Annotated in this window: 13 protein-coding genes; 9 read left to right on the plus strand and 4 right to left on the minus strand. The window is 66.9% G+C overall.

Annotated elements, in window-relative coordinates; genetic code table 11:
* Positions 1-43: 43 nt before the first annotated feature.
* Positions 44-427: a GFA family protein gene (locus ACTJI2_RS15415; RefSeq protein WP_318288423.1), complete on the plus strand. Its 384-nt coding sequence runs from the start codon at positions 44-46 to the stop codon at positions 425-427.
* 45 nt (positions 428-472) lie between these two features.
* Here ACTJI2_RS15415 and ACTJI2_RS15420 read toward each other — a convergent pair whose 3' ends face one another.
* From ACTJI2_RS15420 to ACTJI2_RS15435, 4 genes are all read right to left on the minus strand, one after another.
* Positions 473-952: a DUF4019 domain-containing protein gene (locus ACTJI2_RS15420; RefSeq protein ID WP_183640958.1), complete on the minus strand. Its 480-nt coding sequence runs from the start codon at positions 950-952 to the stop codon at positions 473-475.
* 131 nt (positions 953-1083) lie between these two features.
* Positions 1084-2139, minus strand: a complete 1056-nt coding sequence (locus ACTJI2_RS15425; protein ID WP_440842642.1) for a serine hydrolase domain-containing protein — start codon at positions 2137-2139, stop codon at positions 1084-1086.
* A 228-nt stretch (positions 2140-2367) separates the two neighbouring features.
* Positions 2368-5475: a TonB-dependent receptor gene (locus ACTJI2_RS15430; RefSeq protein WP_440842643.1), complete on the minus strand. Its 3108-nt coding sequence runs from the start codon at positions 5473-5475 to the stop codon at positions 2368-2370.
* A 241-nt stretch (positions 5476-5716) separates the two neighbouring features.
* Positions 5717-6274 carry a GNAT family N-acetyltransferase gene (locus ACTJI2_RS15435; protein ID WP_440842644.1) on the minus strand — a complete coding sequence of 186 codons (558 nt, stop codon included), beginning with the start codon at positions 6272-6274 and terminating at the stop codon, positions 5717-5719.
* A 103-nt stretch (positions 6275-6377) separates the two neighbouring features.
* On the opposite strand from ACTJI2_RS15435, the gene ACTJI2_RS15440 reads away from it, so the two are divergent.
* The 8 genes from ACTJI2_RS15440 (at position 6378) to ACTJI2_RS15475 (ending at position 14924) form a co-directional block, all read left to right on the plus strand.
* The gene (locus ACTJI2_RS15440; RefSeq protein ID WP_440842645.1) at positions 6378-7322 is read left to right on the plus strand and encodes a DUF3426 domain-containing protein; all 945 of its coding nucleotides are present in this window, start codon (positions 6378-6380) and stop codon (positions 7320-7322) included.
* Between the two features lie 129 nt (positions 7323-7451).
* Positions 7452-7721 carry a DNA-binding transcriptional regulator Fis gene (gene fis / locus ACTJI2_RS15445; RefSeq protein WP_141454214.1) on the plus strand — a complete coding sequence of 90 codons (270 nt, stop codon included), beginning with the start codon at positions 7452-7454 and terminating at the stop codon, positions 7719-7721.
* 112 nt (positions 7722-7833) lie between these two features.
* Positions 7834-9417 carry a bifunctional phosphoribosylaminoimidazolecarboxamide formyltransferase/IMP cyclohydrolase gene (gene purH, locus ACTJI2_RS15450; protein WP_203323685.1) on the plus strand — a complete coding sequence of 528 codons (1584 nt, stop codon included), beginning with the start codon at positions 7834-7836 and terminating at the stop codon, positions 9415-9417.
* A 2-nt stretch (positions 9418-9419) separates the two neighbouring features.
* Positions 9420-10283, plus strand: a complete 864-nt coding sequence (locus tag ACTJI2_RS15455) for a DNA-methyltransferase (protein WP_318288419.1) — start codon at positions 9420-9422, stop codon at positions 10281-10283.
* Positions 10284-10353: 70 nt separating this feature from the next.
* On the plus strand, positions 10354-11646 hold the full coding sequence (gene purD, locus ACTJI2_RS15460) for a phosphoribosylamine--glycine ligase (protein ID WP_440842646.1): 1293 nt from the start codon (positions 10354-10356) through the stop codon (positions 11644-11646).
* Positions 11647-12154: 508 nt separating this feature from the next.
* A complete protein-coding gene (locus tag ACTJI2_RS15465; protein WP_440842647.1) occupies positions 12155-14074 on the plus strand; it encodes an MFS transporter in 1920 nt (639 codons plus the stop codon).
* A gap of 94 nt (positions 14075-14168) precedes the next feature.
* A complete protein-coding gene (locus ACTJI2_RS15470) occupies positions 14169-14501 on the plus strand; it encodes a CD225/dispanin family protein (RefSeq protein ID WP_183640945.1) in 333 nt (110 codons plus the stop codon).
* Between the two features lie 12 nt (positions 14502-14513).
* The gene (locus tag ACTJI2_RS15475; RefSeq protein ID WP_203323692.1) at positions 14514-14924 is read left to right on the plus strand and encodes a DUF2752 domain-containing protein; all 411 of its coding nucleotides are present in this window, start codon (positions 14514-14516) and stop codon (positions 14922-14924) included.
* Positions 14925-14941: the final 17 nt, after the last annotated feature.

Below are 14941 nucleotides of genomic sequence, written 5' to 3' on the forward strand. Positions count from 1 at the left end.
GGAATCCACCGGAAATTTCCGGCATCACGCACGGGAGAGCGGCATGCAAACGCATCGGGGCAGTTGCCATTGCGGACGCATCACCTTCGAGTTCGACGGCGAGGTGGGCGTCGCCATCGAATGCAACTGCTCGATCTGCCGGCGCAAGGGCGCGCTCTGGCATGGCACGGACGACGCGCATTTCCGCCTGTTGTCCGGCGAATCCGAACTGGGTACCTACCGGTTCGGCACCCAGACCGCCGCCCATTACTTCTGCCGGCACTGCGGCGTCAGCCCCTTCAGCCATCCGCGCATCGCCCCGGCGATGTGGGTGGTCAACCTGCGCTGCGTGGATGACGTGGATCCGTCGGCGCTGAAGGTGTTCCCGTTCGACGGGCAGAACTGGGAAGCGGCCGCGCAGCAGTTCCTGAAAGCGCGCGCCGGCTGAGTCTCTCGCAGCGCGAGTGATGCGTGCTGGCCGGTCCGTGCGGTGCTAACCCGCGTCGGCGGTGAAATTGACCTGCTTGTGGACGAAGTAGCCGATGATCATCCAGCGGCCCCCATGCCGCTGCATGACTACCTTCTCGGTACCGGTCGCGCCGTCCGCACGCCTGATGTACTGCACCACGACATACTCGCCTTCGGGCACCCGCGTATCCACGCGGGTACTGAAGCCGAAGCCCTGCAACTTGCGTCCCTCGGGAAGCACCATCTTGCGCGTCAGCTTCAGCGTGTTGACCCAGACGAACTCGCTGGTCATGTCCTTCAACGCCGGGCCCGCTTCTTCCCAGGTCTTCTGATACTGCTGGCTGTCGATCAGGGCCAGATAGCCTTCGGCGGCCTTCCGCGCCGCTTCCCGTTCCTCGGCGGTTCCGGCCGTGGGCGCGGGCAACTTTTCTTCCTGCGACGGCGTGAACGAGACCCGGCACCCCGCCAACAACACCAGCAGCGCGAACAGCGCGATCCTTCCCATCACCCTTCCTTCCCCTGACACTGATCGAACCAGCGGATCCGGTTCGTCCCCGCATTGGAGCCTAAGGTCGGCGACCGGGCTTCGCAACCGTGCGCCATAAGCAACACGTGGATTCGTCCCGCATGGGGTGACTATGGACGCAGCGTCGGCCAGCCCAGCACCGGGTGCGGACCGGGGAGGTAGGTCTCCAGCAGCTCCGACGCCAGCGACAGGCCGTTGTCGCTGTTGGTGAACCAGAGCACCCCGCGCCGTTGCGCCGGGCAGGCCATGAAGAACGACTGGAAGCCGTTGTTGATGCCGTGATGGAACAGGCAGTCGCCTTGCGTATGTTCCTCCAGCCCCACGCCCAGGCCCCAGCCCAGCGCGTAGGCCGCATCCACTTCGGCCGTGCGCGCGCGCAGCCGCGCCTGCGCCGAGCCGGGTGCCGCCAGCATGAGCGCCCGCACAAAGCGCGCGTAGTCGGCCGGTGTGGTGTACAGCGAGGCCGCCGCGATGGGGCGGCGGAAGCGCATCGCTTCCAGCGGCTTGCCCTGCTTGTCGTAGCCGGTGGCGATGCGATCGGCATAGTCGTCGCGCCAGACGAAGCTGCTGTCGCGCATGCCCAGCGGCGTGAACACCCGCTCGACCGCCAGCGCCGGCAACGATTCACCGGTGATGTGTTCCAGCACCGTCGCCAGCAGCGAGAAACCCTCGCCCGAGTATTTCCATTCCGTGCCTGGTTCGGCGGCGAACCGCAGCGGCTCGCCGAACGCCCAGTTCGGCAGTCCGCCGCGATGACTCAGCACCAGGCGCGCGGTGACCTTGCGCAGGCGCGGATCCTCGACGACATCCCACACCGGCTGGTCGCCCAGCAGCGCCTGATCGTGCCGATAAGGCCCATCCAGGTAATCCGCCAACGGGCGATCCAGATCCAGCTTTCCGTCATCGACCAGCGCCAGAGCGATCATCGCGGTGACCGGCTTGCTGAGCGAGGCGGCCTGGAACACCGTTTCGCTGGAGATGGCGTGCTTCCGGTCGATGTCTGCCACGCCACAGGCATGGACATTGGTGTCGTCGCCGTTGATGGCAACGATCACCGCGCCCGGCACGCGGGCGTCACCCTGCGCCATCCGCACGGGACAGTCATCGGCCCATGCCGTGCCCTGCCATCCGCACAGCAGCACCAGCATTCCGGCGAATCGACGCATCTTCCCGGCTCCTTTCATGGCGACGCCATCGCGGAACGCCTGGGCGAACGATTCGCCCCGGCCATGCGCGCGGGCCCTGTCTTCCAAGGCAACTTACCCGGAGGCCGCATCCCCGCCACCGGCCAGAAGTCCCGGTGACTCCCGTACTGCCCCAAAAAAAAGCCCGGCGCGAGGCCGGGCAGAGCGAGAGCATTGCGTTGTGGTTATCCGGTTATCGGTCCAGGCCGGTCAGAACTCGTAGCGGACCATCAGGCGCACGTAACGCGGCGACATCCGGTGCATGGGCTGTCCGTAGGTCTGGCTGTAGTCGGCGCTGCCGCGATATGGCGAGGCGGCATAGAAGGGGTTGAACGCGCCCGGCGTCTGGCGGTTGAACAGGTTCACCACCGTGGCGCCGAGGGTCAGTCCATCCATCCAGCGCGGCATGTAGGCGACGCTGGCGTTGACCTGGAACTGCCAGGGCGCATCCCCGTGCGAACCACGCGGCGAAACGCGGTAGTCGGCCGAGGGCGGCACGTACTTCTGGTCATCCGGCGCGGTGCCGCTGCCGGGAAGTCCGCAGTACCAGTAGTACGAACCTTCATAGAGCCCCTTGTCCGGCGTGGGATACATGCTGGTGCAGTTGCGCGGGCGGCCGGAGGACAGGCTGAGGCTGCCGCCCACCTGCCATTCCGGGGTGAAGCGGTAGGAACCATGCGCCTTGATCTGATGGGTGCGATGGTTGGCCAAGCGGCCGTTGGCGCCCTGCATCAGTTGCGGCAGGTCCCAGTCCTGGGTGGTGGACACATCGTTCTGCCCGCCGCTGCCGCCATCCAGGTCGGACGCCAGCTGTCCTTCGGTGTTGCCGTAGTTGCGCGAGAAGGTGTAGTCGATCCGGCCGAAGAAGTTCTCGCCGCGGCGCTGCGCGAACAGGTCGAGCGCATAGTAGCGGCGCTTTAGCTTGGGCAGCGCCAGTTGCTCCGCGCTGTAGTGGACCCGGGTGAAACCGCCGTCGGCCTGCTTCTGCCAGAAGGTGTTGCCCACGCCGGGATTGAACAGGAAGCAGCCTCCGCCCAGCGCGGGCGTGCAGGTATCGTCGATGGCACTGCGCAGATCCCGGTAGGTGAACTTGGCGCCCCAACTGGCGCCGCCGCCCAGCGCCTGTTCCAGACCGACGATGTATTCGTCCTGGAAGTGCGACTTGATGTCGACCGCCGCCACCGTGCGCGGATCCGGCGCGTTGCCGCATTCCAGGTTGGACGAGACCGCGTTGCCGCCCGGGCAGCGGTAGCGCGATGCCGGGTCCACGGCGATCGGATTCAGGCCCGTGGGCGCACCGGTGGTCGGGTGGACGCCGGTGTAGGTGAAGTACTCGCGCGTGTACAGGGATCCGGAGGCCGCGCGCGTGGCCACGTTGTTGGGCAGGGCCAGGTGGTAGCGCCCGGCGTTGGCGAACAGCTTGAGCGAGGAATCGCCATGCACATCCCAGCTGGCGCCCAGTCGCGGCGCCCATTGGTTGCGCTGGCTTATGTACTTCTGGCCGGTGCCGGTGTAGTTGTCGAAGCGATCATTGCGCAGGCCCAGCGAGAGCAGCCAGCGATCGCTGACCTGCCAGCGGTCCTCGATGAACTGCGCGGACTGTTCCACCTTCGGACGCGCCAGCTTGTCCACGTAGATCCGGTACACGTAGTAACCCTGGGTGCCGAATCCACCCGCGCCGGCCGGCGAACCGATCACGCCACTGGACGGCTCCACCGCGCTGTCGGGATTGGTGGCGCGGCGATAGGTCCATCCATAACGGCCCGGATAGCTGGAACCGACGAAGGATTCGGCGTCCATGCGGTCGTAGCCGAAGCGCAGATCGTGGTTGCCGACGCGCCAGCCCACGTCCAGGCGGCCACCACGCGTTTCGTCGAACTCGCCCTCCACGCGCTGGTAGGAGGTCGAGTTCTGGCAACTGGGATAGTCCACGCCGGGCACACGCGCCGATGCGCCTGCGCTGATGAAGGGACAGTCGGGGTCGTAGTTGAACGGCGAACGCTCATGGGTGATTTTCTGCCGTCCATACAGCGCCGACACGGTGAGGTTCTCGGTCAGGTAGCCGGTGTACTTGCCGACGTACAAGCGTGCGTCGTCGCGGCTTTCCTGGCCCCCGTTCTGGATCCGACCGTGGCTGAAAGTCGCATAGTCATAGGCGTAGTAGTCGTAATCGTTCTCGCGCAGATCCGACACGCCCGTGAACTCCAGCAGATGGTCGTCGGTGATGTTCCAATCCAGCTTCAGGGCCCAGCGCGTCAAATCGTGCCGGTATTCGCTCCAGCCATTGCGCAGCGTCGCGGGTGTCGATGTCCGTTCCGCGCGTATCGACTGCCCGTCGGTGCGGATACCCTCGGCCTCGGCGTAGACGAACAGCCGATCCTTGACCAGGGGACCGCTGGTCCAGGCGCCCACGCTGGTCTGCCACGAGGTGTTGTCGCGGCGCCTCGTCTGCAGGGTACCGTCGGTACGCCGCGTCGGATCCGGGTGGTCGGCGCTGAAGTGGCCGGTATCCGGATACTTGCCATCGCGCGGGCGATCACGCAGGCCCGTCGGCGTCCAGATCGTGTAGACCCCGCCCTTCCATTCATTGCCGCCACGCCGGGTGACGAGGTTGATGACGCCGCCCGTGGAACGGCCGAACTCGGCGCCGTATCCGCCGGTCAGCACCTGCTGCTGCGCGATCGCGCCGAACGGAAGCTCACTGAAACCGATCGAGGTCAGCGGATTTGTCACTGGATAGCCGTTGATGTAGTACGCGTTCTCCGACGAGGCCGCGCCGCCGAAGCTGGGCACGCCGTAGCTGCTGTTGCGGACCACGCCCGGTGCCAGCAGCGCCACCTCGCCGACGCTGCGCGGCATAGGCAGGCGCGCGAGATCCTCGGCGGTGAACACCACCCGAGTGTCGGTCTGCGAGATGTCCACCGGCGCCACCGAGGTGCCGTGCACCTCGACGCGATCCAGCTCCCGCACATCGCCGACGAAAGATACTTCGATGCCGCTGGCGATGTTGACCCGCACCTCCTCGCGCGTGCCAATCACCGCACCGTCACGCTGCACGGTCACCTGGTAGCGGCCATCGGGCAGATCCGAGATCCGGTAGCGCCCCTTGGCATCCACGCTGACGGTACGGGTGGCGCCGGTGTCGAGGTTGCGGATGGCCACTTGCGTGCCGGGCGCGGCGGGTGCCTGGCCGAAGATGCTGCCAGTCACCGATTGTGCGTGCGCGGCCGAGGCCAGGCAGCAGGCCAGCGCCGCGCACAGATGAGCATGGCGGAAGGAAATCGTGCGGGGCCGATGGCCCGGGTGTCTTGCGATCATGCGTGCTCTCCCCTTGAGGCATTGACGCGACGCGCATCCGTCGCGGGCGAGCACCGACAGTATCACTGACTGTCATTGAAACTAATCAAACGCGATTCAAAGTTAGTGAGCTCACTTCAGCTGCACACGCATGCACCTCGTCACGCGGATGCACGGTGTTGTCCGCGTGCGCACGCGATGCCTCGCAGGGCGATGAAGCGCGCGCAGAAGCGCCCGCTTGCGGAAGATCCGTGGCGCGTCTTCAGTCCGGACGCCAATACCAGAACAGCGCGATCTCGCGACTGCGGGGATCCAGTCCGCGATAGAACTCGCGATCGAAACCACCCAGCTGGAATCCGCAATGCATGTACAGGCGACAGGCAGCCACGTTGTTGTTCTGGGTTTCCAGCATCACGCCCGGCAGCTTGCGTTCGCGGCACCAGCGGAATGCCTGTTCCAGCAGCGCGCGCGCGATGCCGCGCCGCCGCCATGCCGCATCCACCACGATATCGTCCACCCGCGCGTATCCGTTCCAGGCCACGGACAGTTCAATCACGCCGGCCAGTTCGCCCTGCCAATGGGCGAGATAGGTATCGGCGTCCCCCTCCGGTTCGATCGCCGCGTCGTCGGACGCGGGTCGCATCGCTTCTGATGCGTCATCGCGCGGATAGCGTTTGAAATACGGTGCGACCGGCACTTCCTCCAGCGCCAGCACGCCTTCGCGCAGGCAGGGCTGCAGTTCGCTCTCGACCCGGAATCCATCCTCCAGCCGCGTCGCAGCCTGTCGCTGGCGCGCCGACGCGCGGGTGAGGGTCAACATGCGGGCCATCTCCGGACAGGGGGCGTCGATTGAACCATGCGCGCGGGTCCGGCCCTGCCTGCCCGGCTTTGCGCGCCCCGGCCCGCATGTTTGAATAGGCCGCATGTTCATCGCCTGCCCGCACTGTCGCTATCTGGTGGCCACCGACCCGCGTGGGCAGCATGCCCCGGCGCACTGCCCGCGTTGCGGGGGCGCGCTGGGCGACGCCGGCGCGCGGGACGACGGACGCGCGACCGCATCCGTGCCCGATGCCGCGGCGGTCGACGGCGGCCCCAGCCTCGCGCGCCTGCTGCGCCGCGACGAAGCCGGTGCGGTCGAATCATCCGCGTCCGTCGCCAGGCCGGCGGAAGACGACGCCGTCGAGGTCGAGGTCGAGGTCGAGGTCGAGGCGGCATCCTCCATCACCGAAACCGAAACCGAATCCGAATCCGCAGATTCCTCCGAATTTTCCGCCGATGCGATCACCGAACCGGACGCGGTCGAGCTACCCGCCGCCGCGCCGGCGGCCCACGCTCCGGCGCGGCCGGCATCGCGCGCGCCCAGCTTCCTGCATGGACAGGCGCGTGCACGCGTACCTTCCGGTGTGCCGCGCTGGCAATGGGCCACGCTGATCGTACTGGCGGCGGTGCTGGTGTTGCAGGTGCTGCTGGCCGATCGCGCGCGCCTTTCCGCCGATGCCGGCTGGCGGCCGGTGCTGGCGTCGCTGTGCAACGCGCTGGGCTGTTCGCTGCCGCCGTGGCGCGAACCGCAGGCGTTCGCGATGCTCGATCGCGACGTGCGTCCGGTGCCCGGCGCGCCGGGCGTGCTGCTGGCGCAGGCGACCTTCCGCAACGATGCGCGTTGGGCGCAGTCGTGGCCGGTACTGGTGCTGACGCTGAAGGATGCCGACGGGCGCACCCTGGGGGCGCGCGCGTTGCGTCCGGCCGAGTACCTGCCCAGGGACAGCGCGGCCCTGGCGACCATCGGTCCCGGGCAGAGTGCCCAGGTGGCCGTGCGGGTCCGCGAACCAAGTGCCAACGTGGTCGCGTTTTCCTTCGACTTCCGCTGATCGGCGGCGCCAACGCGCGTTCCCGCGACGAACGGGGTGCACGGACGCACGACTGGCGCTAGACTCCCTCCCCCGCCGCAGAACACAACCACAAGGCGGGCGCTTCGTCCTCCGCTTCCGGGAACCCGTGTGAACGCAGCTTCCACCCGCCAAGACAATCCCCGTTCGCCCCGTCCGCCGCTGCGCGAACATGTCGCCCAGTCGGTGCGCCGCTATCTGCGTGATCTGGACGGCTGCGACGCCGACGACGTGTACGAGATTGTCCTGCGGGAAATGGAGATTCCCCTGTTCGTGGAAGTCCTGAACCACTGCGAGGGCAACCAGAGCCGGGCCGCGGCCCTGCTCGGCATCCACCGCGCCACCCTGCGCAAGAAGCTGAAGGACTACGGGCTGGCCTGAGCGCGCCCGATCACGCCGGATCACGCCGATCGCGGCCTGATCCGCCCCGTCCACGGGGGAAGCGACCCGCCCGGGAGGCTATAATTCCGCGGTCCTCCCGCCGCATCTCCCCATGACCGACCAACGCCTGCCCGTCCGCCGGGCACTGCTTTCCGTTTCCGACAAAACCGGCCTCATCGAACTGGCGCAGGCCCTGGCCGCACGCAACGTGGAACTGCTGTCCACCGGCGGCACCGCCAAGGCACTGCGTGACGCCGGCCTGGCCGTGCGCGATGTCTCCGACGTCACCGGCTTTCCCGAAATCATGGACGGACGGGTCAAGACCCTGCATCCCAAGGTCCACGGCGGCCTGCTGGGCCGTCGCGGCACCGACGACGCGGTGATGGCGCAGCACGGCATCGGCGCGATCGACCTGCTGGTGCTGAACCTGTATCCGTTCGAGAAAGTCACCGCGCGCGCCGACTGCACCCTGGACGAGGCGGTGGAGAACATCGACATCGGCGGCCCGGCGATGCTGCGCGCGGCGGCCAAGAATTTCGCCCATGTCGCGGTCGCCACCGATCCGGCGCAATACGCCGATCTGGTGCGCGAACTGGACGAACACGACGGCAGCCTGTCGGCGCGGACCCGCTTCGCCCTGTCGGTGGCCGCGTTCAACCGCGTGGCCCAGTACGACGCGGCGATCAGCAACTACCTGTCCGCGGTCACCGACGCTTCGGCGGTGGTGCCGGCGCGCAGCGAGTTCCCGGCGCAGATGAATTCCACCTTCGTGAAGGTGATGGATCTGCGCTACGGCGAGAACCCGCACCAATCCGGTGCGTTCTACCGCGACCTGGGCCCGGTGCCGGGCACGCTGGCGACCTTCCAGCAGTTGCAGGGCAAGGAACTGAGCTTCAACAACCTGGCCGACGCCGATTCGGCGTGGGAATGCGTGCGCCAGTTCGACGCCCCGGCCTGCGTGATCGTCAAGCACGCCAATCCGTGCGGCGTGGCGGTCGGCGTGGCCTGCGGCGATGCCTACGAACTGGCCTATGCGACCGATCCCACCAGCGCGTTCGGCGGCATCATCGCCTTCAACCGCACCCTCGACGCGGCCACCGCCAAGGTCATCCTGGATCGCCAGTTCGTCGAAGTGCTGATCGCGCCGGACTACGAGGAAGGCGCGCTGGACTACGCGAAGAAGAAGGCCAACGTGCGGGTGCTGCGCATCCCGCTGGGCGCCGGCCTCAACAACTACGACAGCAAGCGCATCGGCTCCGGCCTGCTGCTGCAGTCCTCCGACAACCGCGGCATGAGCGCGGACGAGCTGAAGGTGGTCAGCCAGCGCGCGCCGACCGAGGCCGAGCTGCGCGATCTGCTGTTTGCCTGGCGGGTGGCCAAGTACGTCAAGTCCAACGCGATCGTGTACGCCAAGGACAACCGCACGATTGGCGTCGGCGCGGGCCAGATGAGCCGGGTGTACTCGGCGCGCATCGCCGGCATCAAGGCCGCCGACGCGAACCTGCAGGTGGAAGGCTCGGTGATGGCCTCGGATGCGTTCTTCCCGTTCCGCGACGGCATCGACGCCGCCGCCGAAGCTGGCATCAAGGCGGTGATCCAGCCGGGCGGTTCGATGCGCGACAGCGAGGTCATCGCCGCCGCCGACGAGCATGGCCTGGCCATGGTGTTCACGGGCGTGCGCCACTTCCGGCACTGATCGTGCCGGCCCGCGCGCAGCCTGCCGCCACCTCCCCCGCCCTGGCCGACGCGCTGGGGCTGGGCACGCTGGCCGCAAGCCCGACCTCGCCCAACCGGCTCGCCTGGGCCGATGCCGACGGTCGCGCGCTGCTGTATCGCGCCAACTGCCTGGAACTTCTGGACCGGATCATCGAACGCCATCCGGATGGCTTCTTCGACATGATCTTCGCCGACCCGCCGTATTTCCTCTCCAACGGCGGCGTCACCTGCCATGGCGGGAAAATGGTCAAGGTCGACAAGGGCGCATGGGATCGCAGCCAGGGCCCGGCCTACAACCACGAGTTCAACCTGGCCTGGCTGCAGCGCTGCCAGGCCGCGCTGAAAGCCGACGGCACCCTGTGGGTGTCCGGCACCCACCACGTGATCCATTCGGTCGGCTTCGCCATGCAGCAGCTGGGCATGAAGCTGCTCAACGACATCACCTGGGAAAAACCCAATCCGCCGCCCAACCTGGCCTGCCGCACCTTCACCCATTCCACCGAGACCCTGATCTGGGCGGCGAAGACGGAGAAGAGCAGGCATCGCTTCCACTACCGGAAGATGAAGGCGGAGAACGGCGACAAGCAGATGAAGTCGGTATGGCGCCTGCCCGCGCCGGCCAAGGGCGAGAAGAGCCACGGCCGCCATCCCACCCAGAAACCGGTGGAACTGCTGCTGCGCTGCATCGAGGCTTCGACCGATCCCGGCGATCGCATCTTCGATCCCTTCAACGGTTCCGGCACCACCGGCGTGGCCGCACTGCGCAGTGGCCGGCGCTATGTCGGCAGCGAGCTGGATCCGGCCTTCGTCAGGCTGACCGCCGCGCGCCTGGGGGCCGAGGCGTGAGCGCGCCACGATTCCCCTTCCTTTCCTTGATCCGCGCCGCGGGTCCACACGCATTTCGGAGTAGACAGCCATGAAGATCCTCGTCATCGGTTCCGGCGGCCGCGAACACGCGCTGGCCTGGAAGATCGCGCAGTCGCCGCGCGTGGCCGAAGTGCTGGTCGCTCCCGGCAACGCCGGCACCGCGCGCGAGGGCAAGTGCCGCAACGTTGCCGTCGGCGCGACCGAAATCGATCGCCTGGTCGAACTGGTGAAACAGGAAGGCGTGGCGCTGACCGTGGTCGGCCCGGAAGCGCCGCTGGTGGCCGGCGTGGTGGATCGTTTCCGCAGCGAAGGCCTGCGCATCTTCGGACCCACCGCCGCCGCCGCGCAGCTGGAAGGCAGCAAGGCGTTCGCCAAGGATTTCCTCGCCCGCCACGGCATTCCCACCGCGCACTACGCGGTATTCACCGAGACCGCGCCGGCATTGGCCTACGTACGCGAGAAGGGCGCGCCGATCGTGATCAAGGCCGACGGCCTGGCCGCCGGCAAGGGCGTGATCGTGGCGATGACCCTGGCCGAGGCCGAGTCCGCCATCCAGGACATGCTGGCCGGCAACGCGTTCGGCGCGGCCGGCGCGCGGGTGGTGGTCGAGGAATTCCTCGATGGCGAGGAGGCCAGCTTCATCAGCATGGTCGACGGCCGCACCGCACTGCCGATGGCGACCTCGCAGGATCACAAGCGGGTCGGCGACGGCGACACCGGTCCCAACACCGGCGGCATGGGCGCGTATTCACCGGCACCGGTGGTGACGCCGGAAGTGCACGATCGGGTGATGCGTGAAGTGGTCAATCCGACCGTGCAGGGCATGATCGCCGACGGCGTGCCGTTCACCGGCTTCCTGTATGCCGGGCTGATGATCGACGGCAATGGCGCGCCGAAGGTGATCGAGTTCAACGTGCGCTTCGGCGATCCGGAAACCCAGCCGGTGATGCTGCGCCTGCGCTCGGATCTGGTGGATCTGGTGGAAGCGGCCATCGACGGCCGCCTGGACGCCACCGAGGCGGACTGGGATCCGCGTCCATCGCTGGGCGTGGTGATGGCGGCGGCGAACTATCCGGAAACGCCGAAGACCGGCGACGCCATCCACGGCCTGGACGCGGATCTCGGCCCGGCCAAGGTTTTCCACGCCGGCACCCGCCCCGGCAACAACGGCGAAGTACTGACCAGCGGCGGCCGCGTGCTGTGCGTGGCCGCGCTCGGCGACAGCGTCGGCGACGCGCAGCGCAATGCCTATGCCGGTGTCGAACGCATCGGCTGGGACGGGGAGTTCCACCGCAATGACATCGGCTGGCGTGCAATCGCACGCGAAAAACCCACCGCGTAGAGCCGAGCTTGCTCGGCTGCCGGGAGCTCCGGCAGCGAACGCTCTTTTCGCACACGGGAAAGGCAGCGGAGCGAGCTCCGCAAATCCCCCTCAGTCCCCCTTTTTCAAAGGGGGAGGTATTCCGGATCTTCCGTCATCACCACATGGGGATGCTCTTCTATCGAAAATGTGCACACCTTCCCGGTGTCTCCACTGCCGGGGACGTGAATGCCCCCTTTGAAAAAGGGGGAGGTATTCCGGATCTTCCGTCATCACCACATGGGGATGCTCTTCTATCGAAAATGTGCACGCCTCCCCGGTGTCACCACTACCGGAGACGTGAATGCCCCCTTGACCAGCCATTCGGCTGTTGAAAGCGAAAAAGGGGGCGGGCACCCGCGCAGCGGGTGACGGGGGATTTGCGCGGGGTGTCTGAAAGCACCTCTCCCAAGCCCCCTCGGAAAGCCGCCCCCGGTAAACCGGATGCCCCCATCGTTCTGCTAGGCTGCGCGCAACCCACGGAGGGCGCATGTCCAGCCACAGCCAGTTCGTCTTGTTGAAACAGCGGCGCTTCCTGCCGTTCTTCCTGGTCCAGTCGCTGGGCGCGTTCAACGACAACGTCTACCGCCAGGCGATCATCGGCCTGCTGGGTTTCATGAGCGTCAGTGCGCAGGACAAGACGCTGTACACCAACCTGGCGCCAGCCATCTTCATCCTGCCCTACTTCCTGTTCTCGGCCACCGCCGGCCAGATCGCGGAGAAGCTGGAGAAATCGAAGTTGATCCGGATCACGACGACGATGGAAATCGTGATCATGTCGCTGGCCGCAATCGGCTTCCTCACCCAGGATCTGATCGTCCTGTTGACCGCGCTGTTCTGCACCGGCCTGCAATCGACCCTGTTCGGCCCGGTCAAGTACTCCATCCTGCCCTCGGTGCTCAAACCCGAGGAACTGACCGGCGGCAACGGCCTGGTCGAGATGGGCACCTCGCTGTCGATCCTGATCGGCATGATCTTCGGCGGCCTGATCTTCAACCTGGCCGGCAGCCATGGCCCGACCGTGGCCGCGGTCGCCATCATCCTGCTTGCCATCACCGGCAACCTGGTCAGCCGGCTGATTCCGCGCGCCGACGCGGGGGCGCCGGAACTGAAGATCAACTGGAACCCGCTGACCGAATCGCGCACGGTGCTGCGCCTGGCCAAGAAGCAGGTCGCGGTGCGCAACTCGGTGCTGGGCGTGTCCTGGTTCTGGTTCTTCGGCACCGTGCTGACCGGCAACATCCCCACCTACGCCGATCTGAACCTGGGCATCGGCACCTGGTACGTGTTCCCGTTGGCGCTGTTCTCGATCGGCACCGGCGTGGGTTCGCTGTTGTGCGAACGCCTTTCCGCACGCACCGTGGAAATCGGCCTGGTGCCGCTGGGCGCGTTCGGCATGAGCGCGTTCCTGCTGGATCTGTACTTCGCCCGCAGCGGCGTGGCGCCGGTCGCCGGTTTGTCGGTATCGGCATTCCTGCAGCAGCCCGGCAGCTGGCGCATCGTCATCGACCTGATCGGCATCGGCCTGTTCACCGGCTTCTTCGTGGTGCCGCTGTTCGCGCTGATCCAGAGCCGCACGCCGAAGCAGGAACTGGCCCGGGTCATCGCCGGCATGAACATCCAGAACGCCGGTTACATCGTGCTGGCGGCGGTGCTGGGCATCGCCCTGCAGATGAAGGAACTGGCGCTGGGCGGATTCCGCATCCCGTTGCCGGGGCTGACCATCCCGCAGGTGTTCCTGGTGCTGGCCATTGCCAACGCCGTGGTGGCGATCTGGATCTTCACCCTGGTGCCCGAATTCCTGATGCGCTTCCTGAGCTGGGTGCTGGTGCGCTTCCTGTACCGGCTGCGCCTGCACGGCATCGAGAAGCACGTGCCCGACGAAGGCCCGGCACTGCTGGTCTGCAACCACGTCAGCTACATGGATGCGCTGCTGCTGGCGGCCAGCATCCCGCGGCCGGTGCGCTTCGTCATGTACTACAAGATCTTCAACATCCCGGTGATGAGCTGGATCTTCCGCACCGCCAAGGCCATCCCGATCGCCGGGGCCAAGGAGGATCCGGAACTGATGCGGCGCGCATTCGAGGAAATCGACCAGGCCCTGGCCGACGGCGAAATCGTCGGCATCTTTCCGGAGGGCGCGCTGACCCGCGACGGCGGCATCGCGCCGTTCAAGTCGGGGGTGGAGAAGATCCTGGAACGGCGGCCGGTGCCGGTGGTGCCGATGGCGCTGAAGGGCATGTGGAGCAGCATGTGGAGCCGCCGCGACAGCCGGCTGGGCCGGATGCGGGTACCGCGCCGTTTCCGTGCCCGCGTGGAGGTGGTGGCCGCGCCGCCGGCGGACGGGACGACCGCGACCGCCGAGAGCCTGGAGGCGATCGTGCGCGGACTGCGTGGCGACGACGCCTGACCCCATCGAACCTTCACGGCGCGCATACGAATCGCGGGTACAGACGTTAGACTAGGGTCCGACCACCCCGCTTCATCACTGCAAGGAGACTCCGATGAGTGCCGTTCCCCCGTTGCCGCAACAGGCTCCCGCCAACATCCCCAACCATCTGGCCTGGTCGATCATCTCGACCGTGCTGGCGACCTGCCTGTGCTGCCCGCTGGGCCTGGTCGGCATCGTCGCCATCGTGTTCTCCAGCCAGGTCAACAGCAAGTTGAACCAGGGCGACCTGGAAGGCGCGCGCCGCGCTTCCAACAACGCCAAGACCTGGTGCTGGGTCGCCACCGCGCTGGCGATCATCGGCCTGCTGCTCAACATCTACGTCCTGGCCACCGGTGGCATGGCGCAGTACATGCAGATGATGGAACAGATCCAGCAGCAGCAGTAAGTTCCGGTGTCCATTGCCCTGAAACCGCTGCAATGGACCGCGCTGGCGGGGATCGCGCTGCTGATCCCCGCCGGCGTCTGGCTGCTGCTGCATTTCGATCCGAACGTCGAGGGCAATCCGTTCCTGCCCTGCATCTTCCGCGAGCTGACCGGCTTCTACTGCATCGGCTGCGGCCTGACCCGCGCACTGCACGCGCTGGTGCACGGCGACATCGTCCGCGCCTTCGGCATGAACCCGCTGGCGATGCTGGTGCTGCCGATGGTGCCGCTGCTGGTGGCCCATTCGCAGGGATGGCGGCCACGCGCACTGGAACCGCTGATGCGCGTGATCATGGAACCGAAGGTGTGGCTGGTGGTGCTGCCAACGTATTGGATAGCCCGCAATTTGCCTTGGTATCCCTTCACCCTGCTGGCCCCGGGTTGATCCAAAGCCGCTTTGGC

Origin of the sequence: Pseudoxanthomonas sp. 22568, assembly GCF_052044485.1 — a bacterium.
GTDB lineage: Bacteria > Pseudomonadota > Gammaproteobacteria > Xanthomonadales > Xanthomonadaceae > Pseudoxanthomonas_A > Pseudoxanthomonas_A beigongshangi.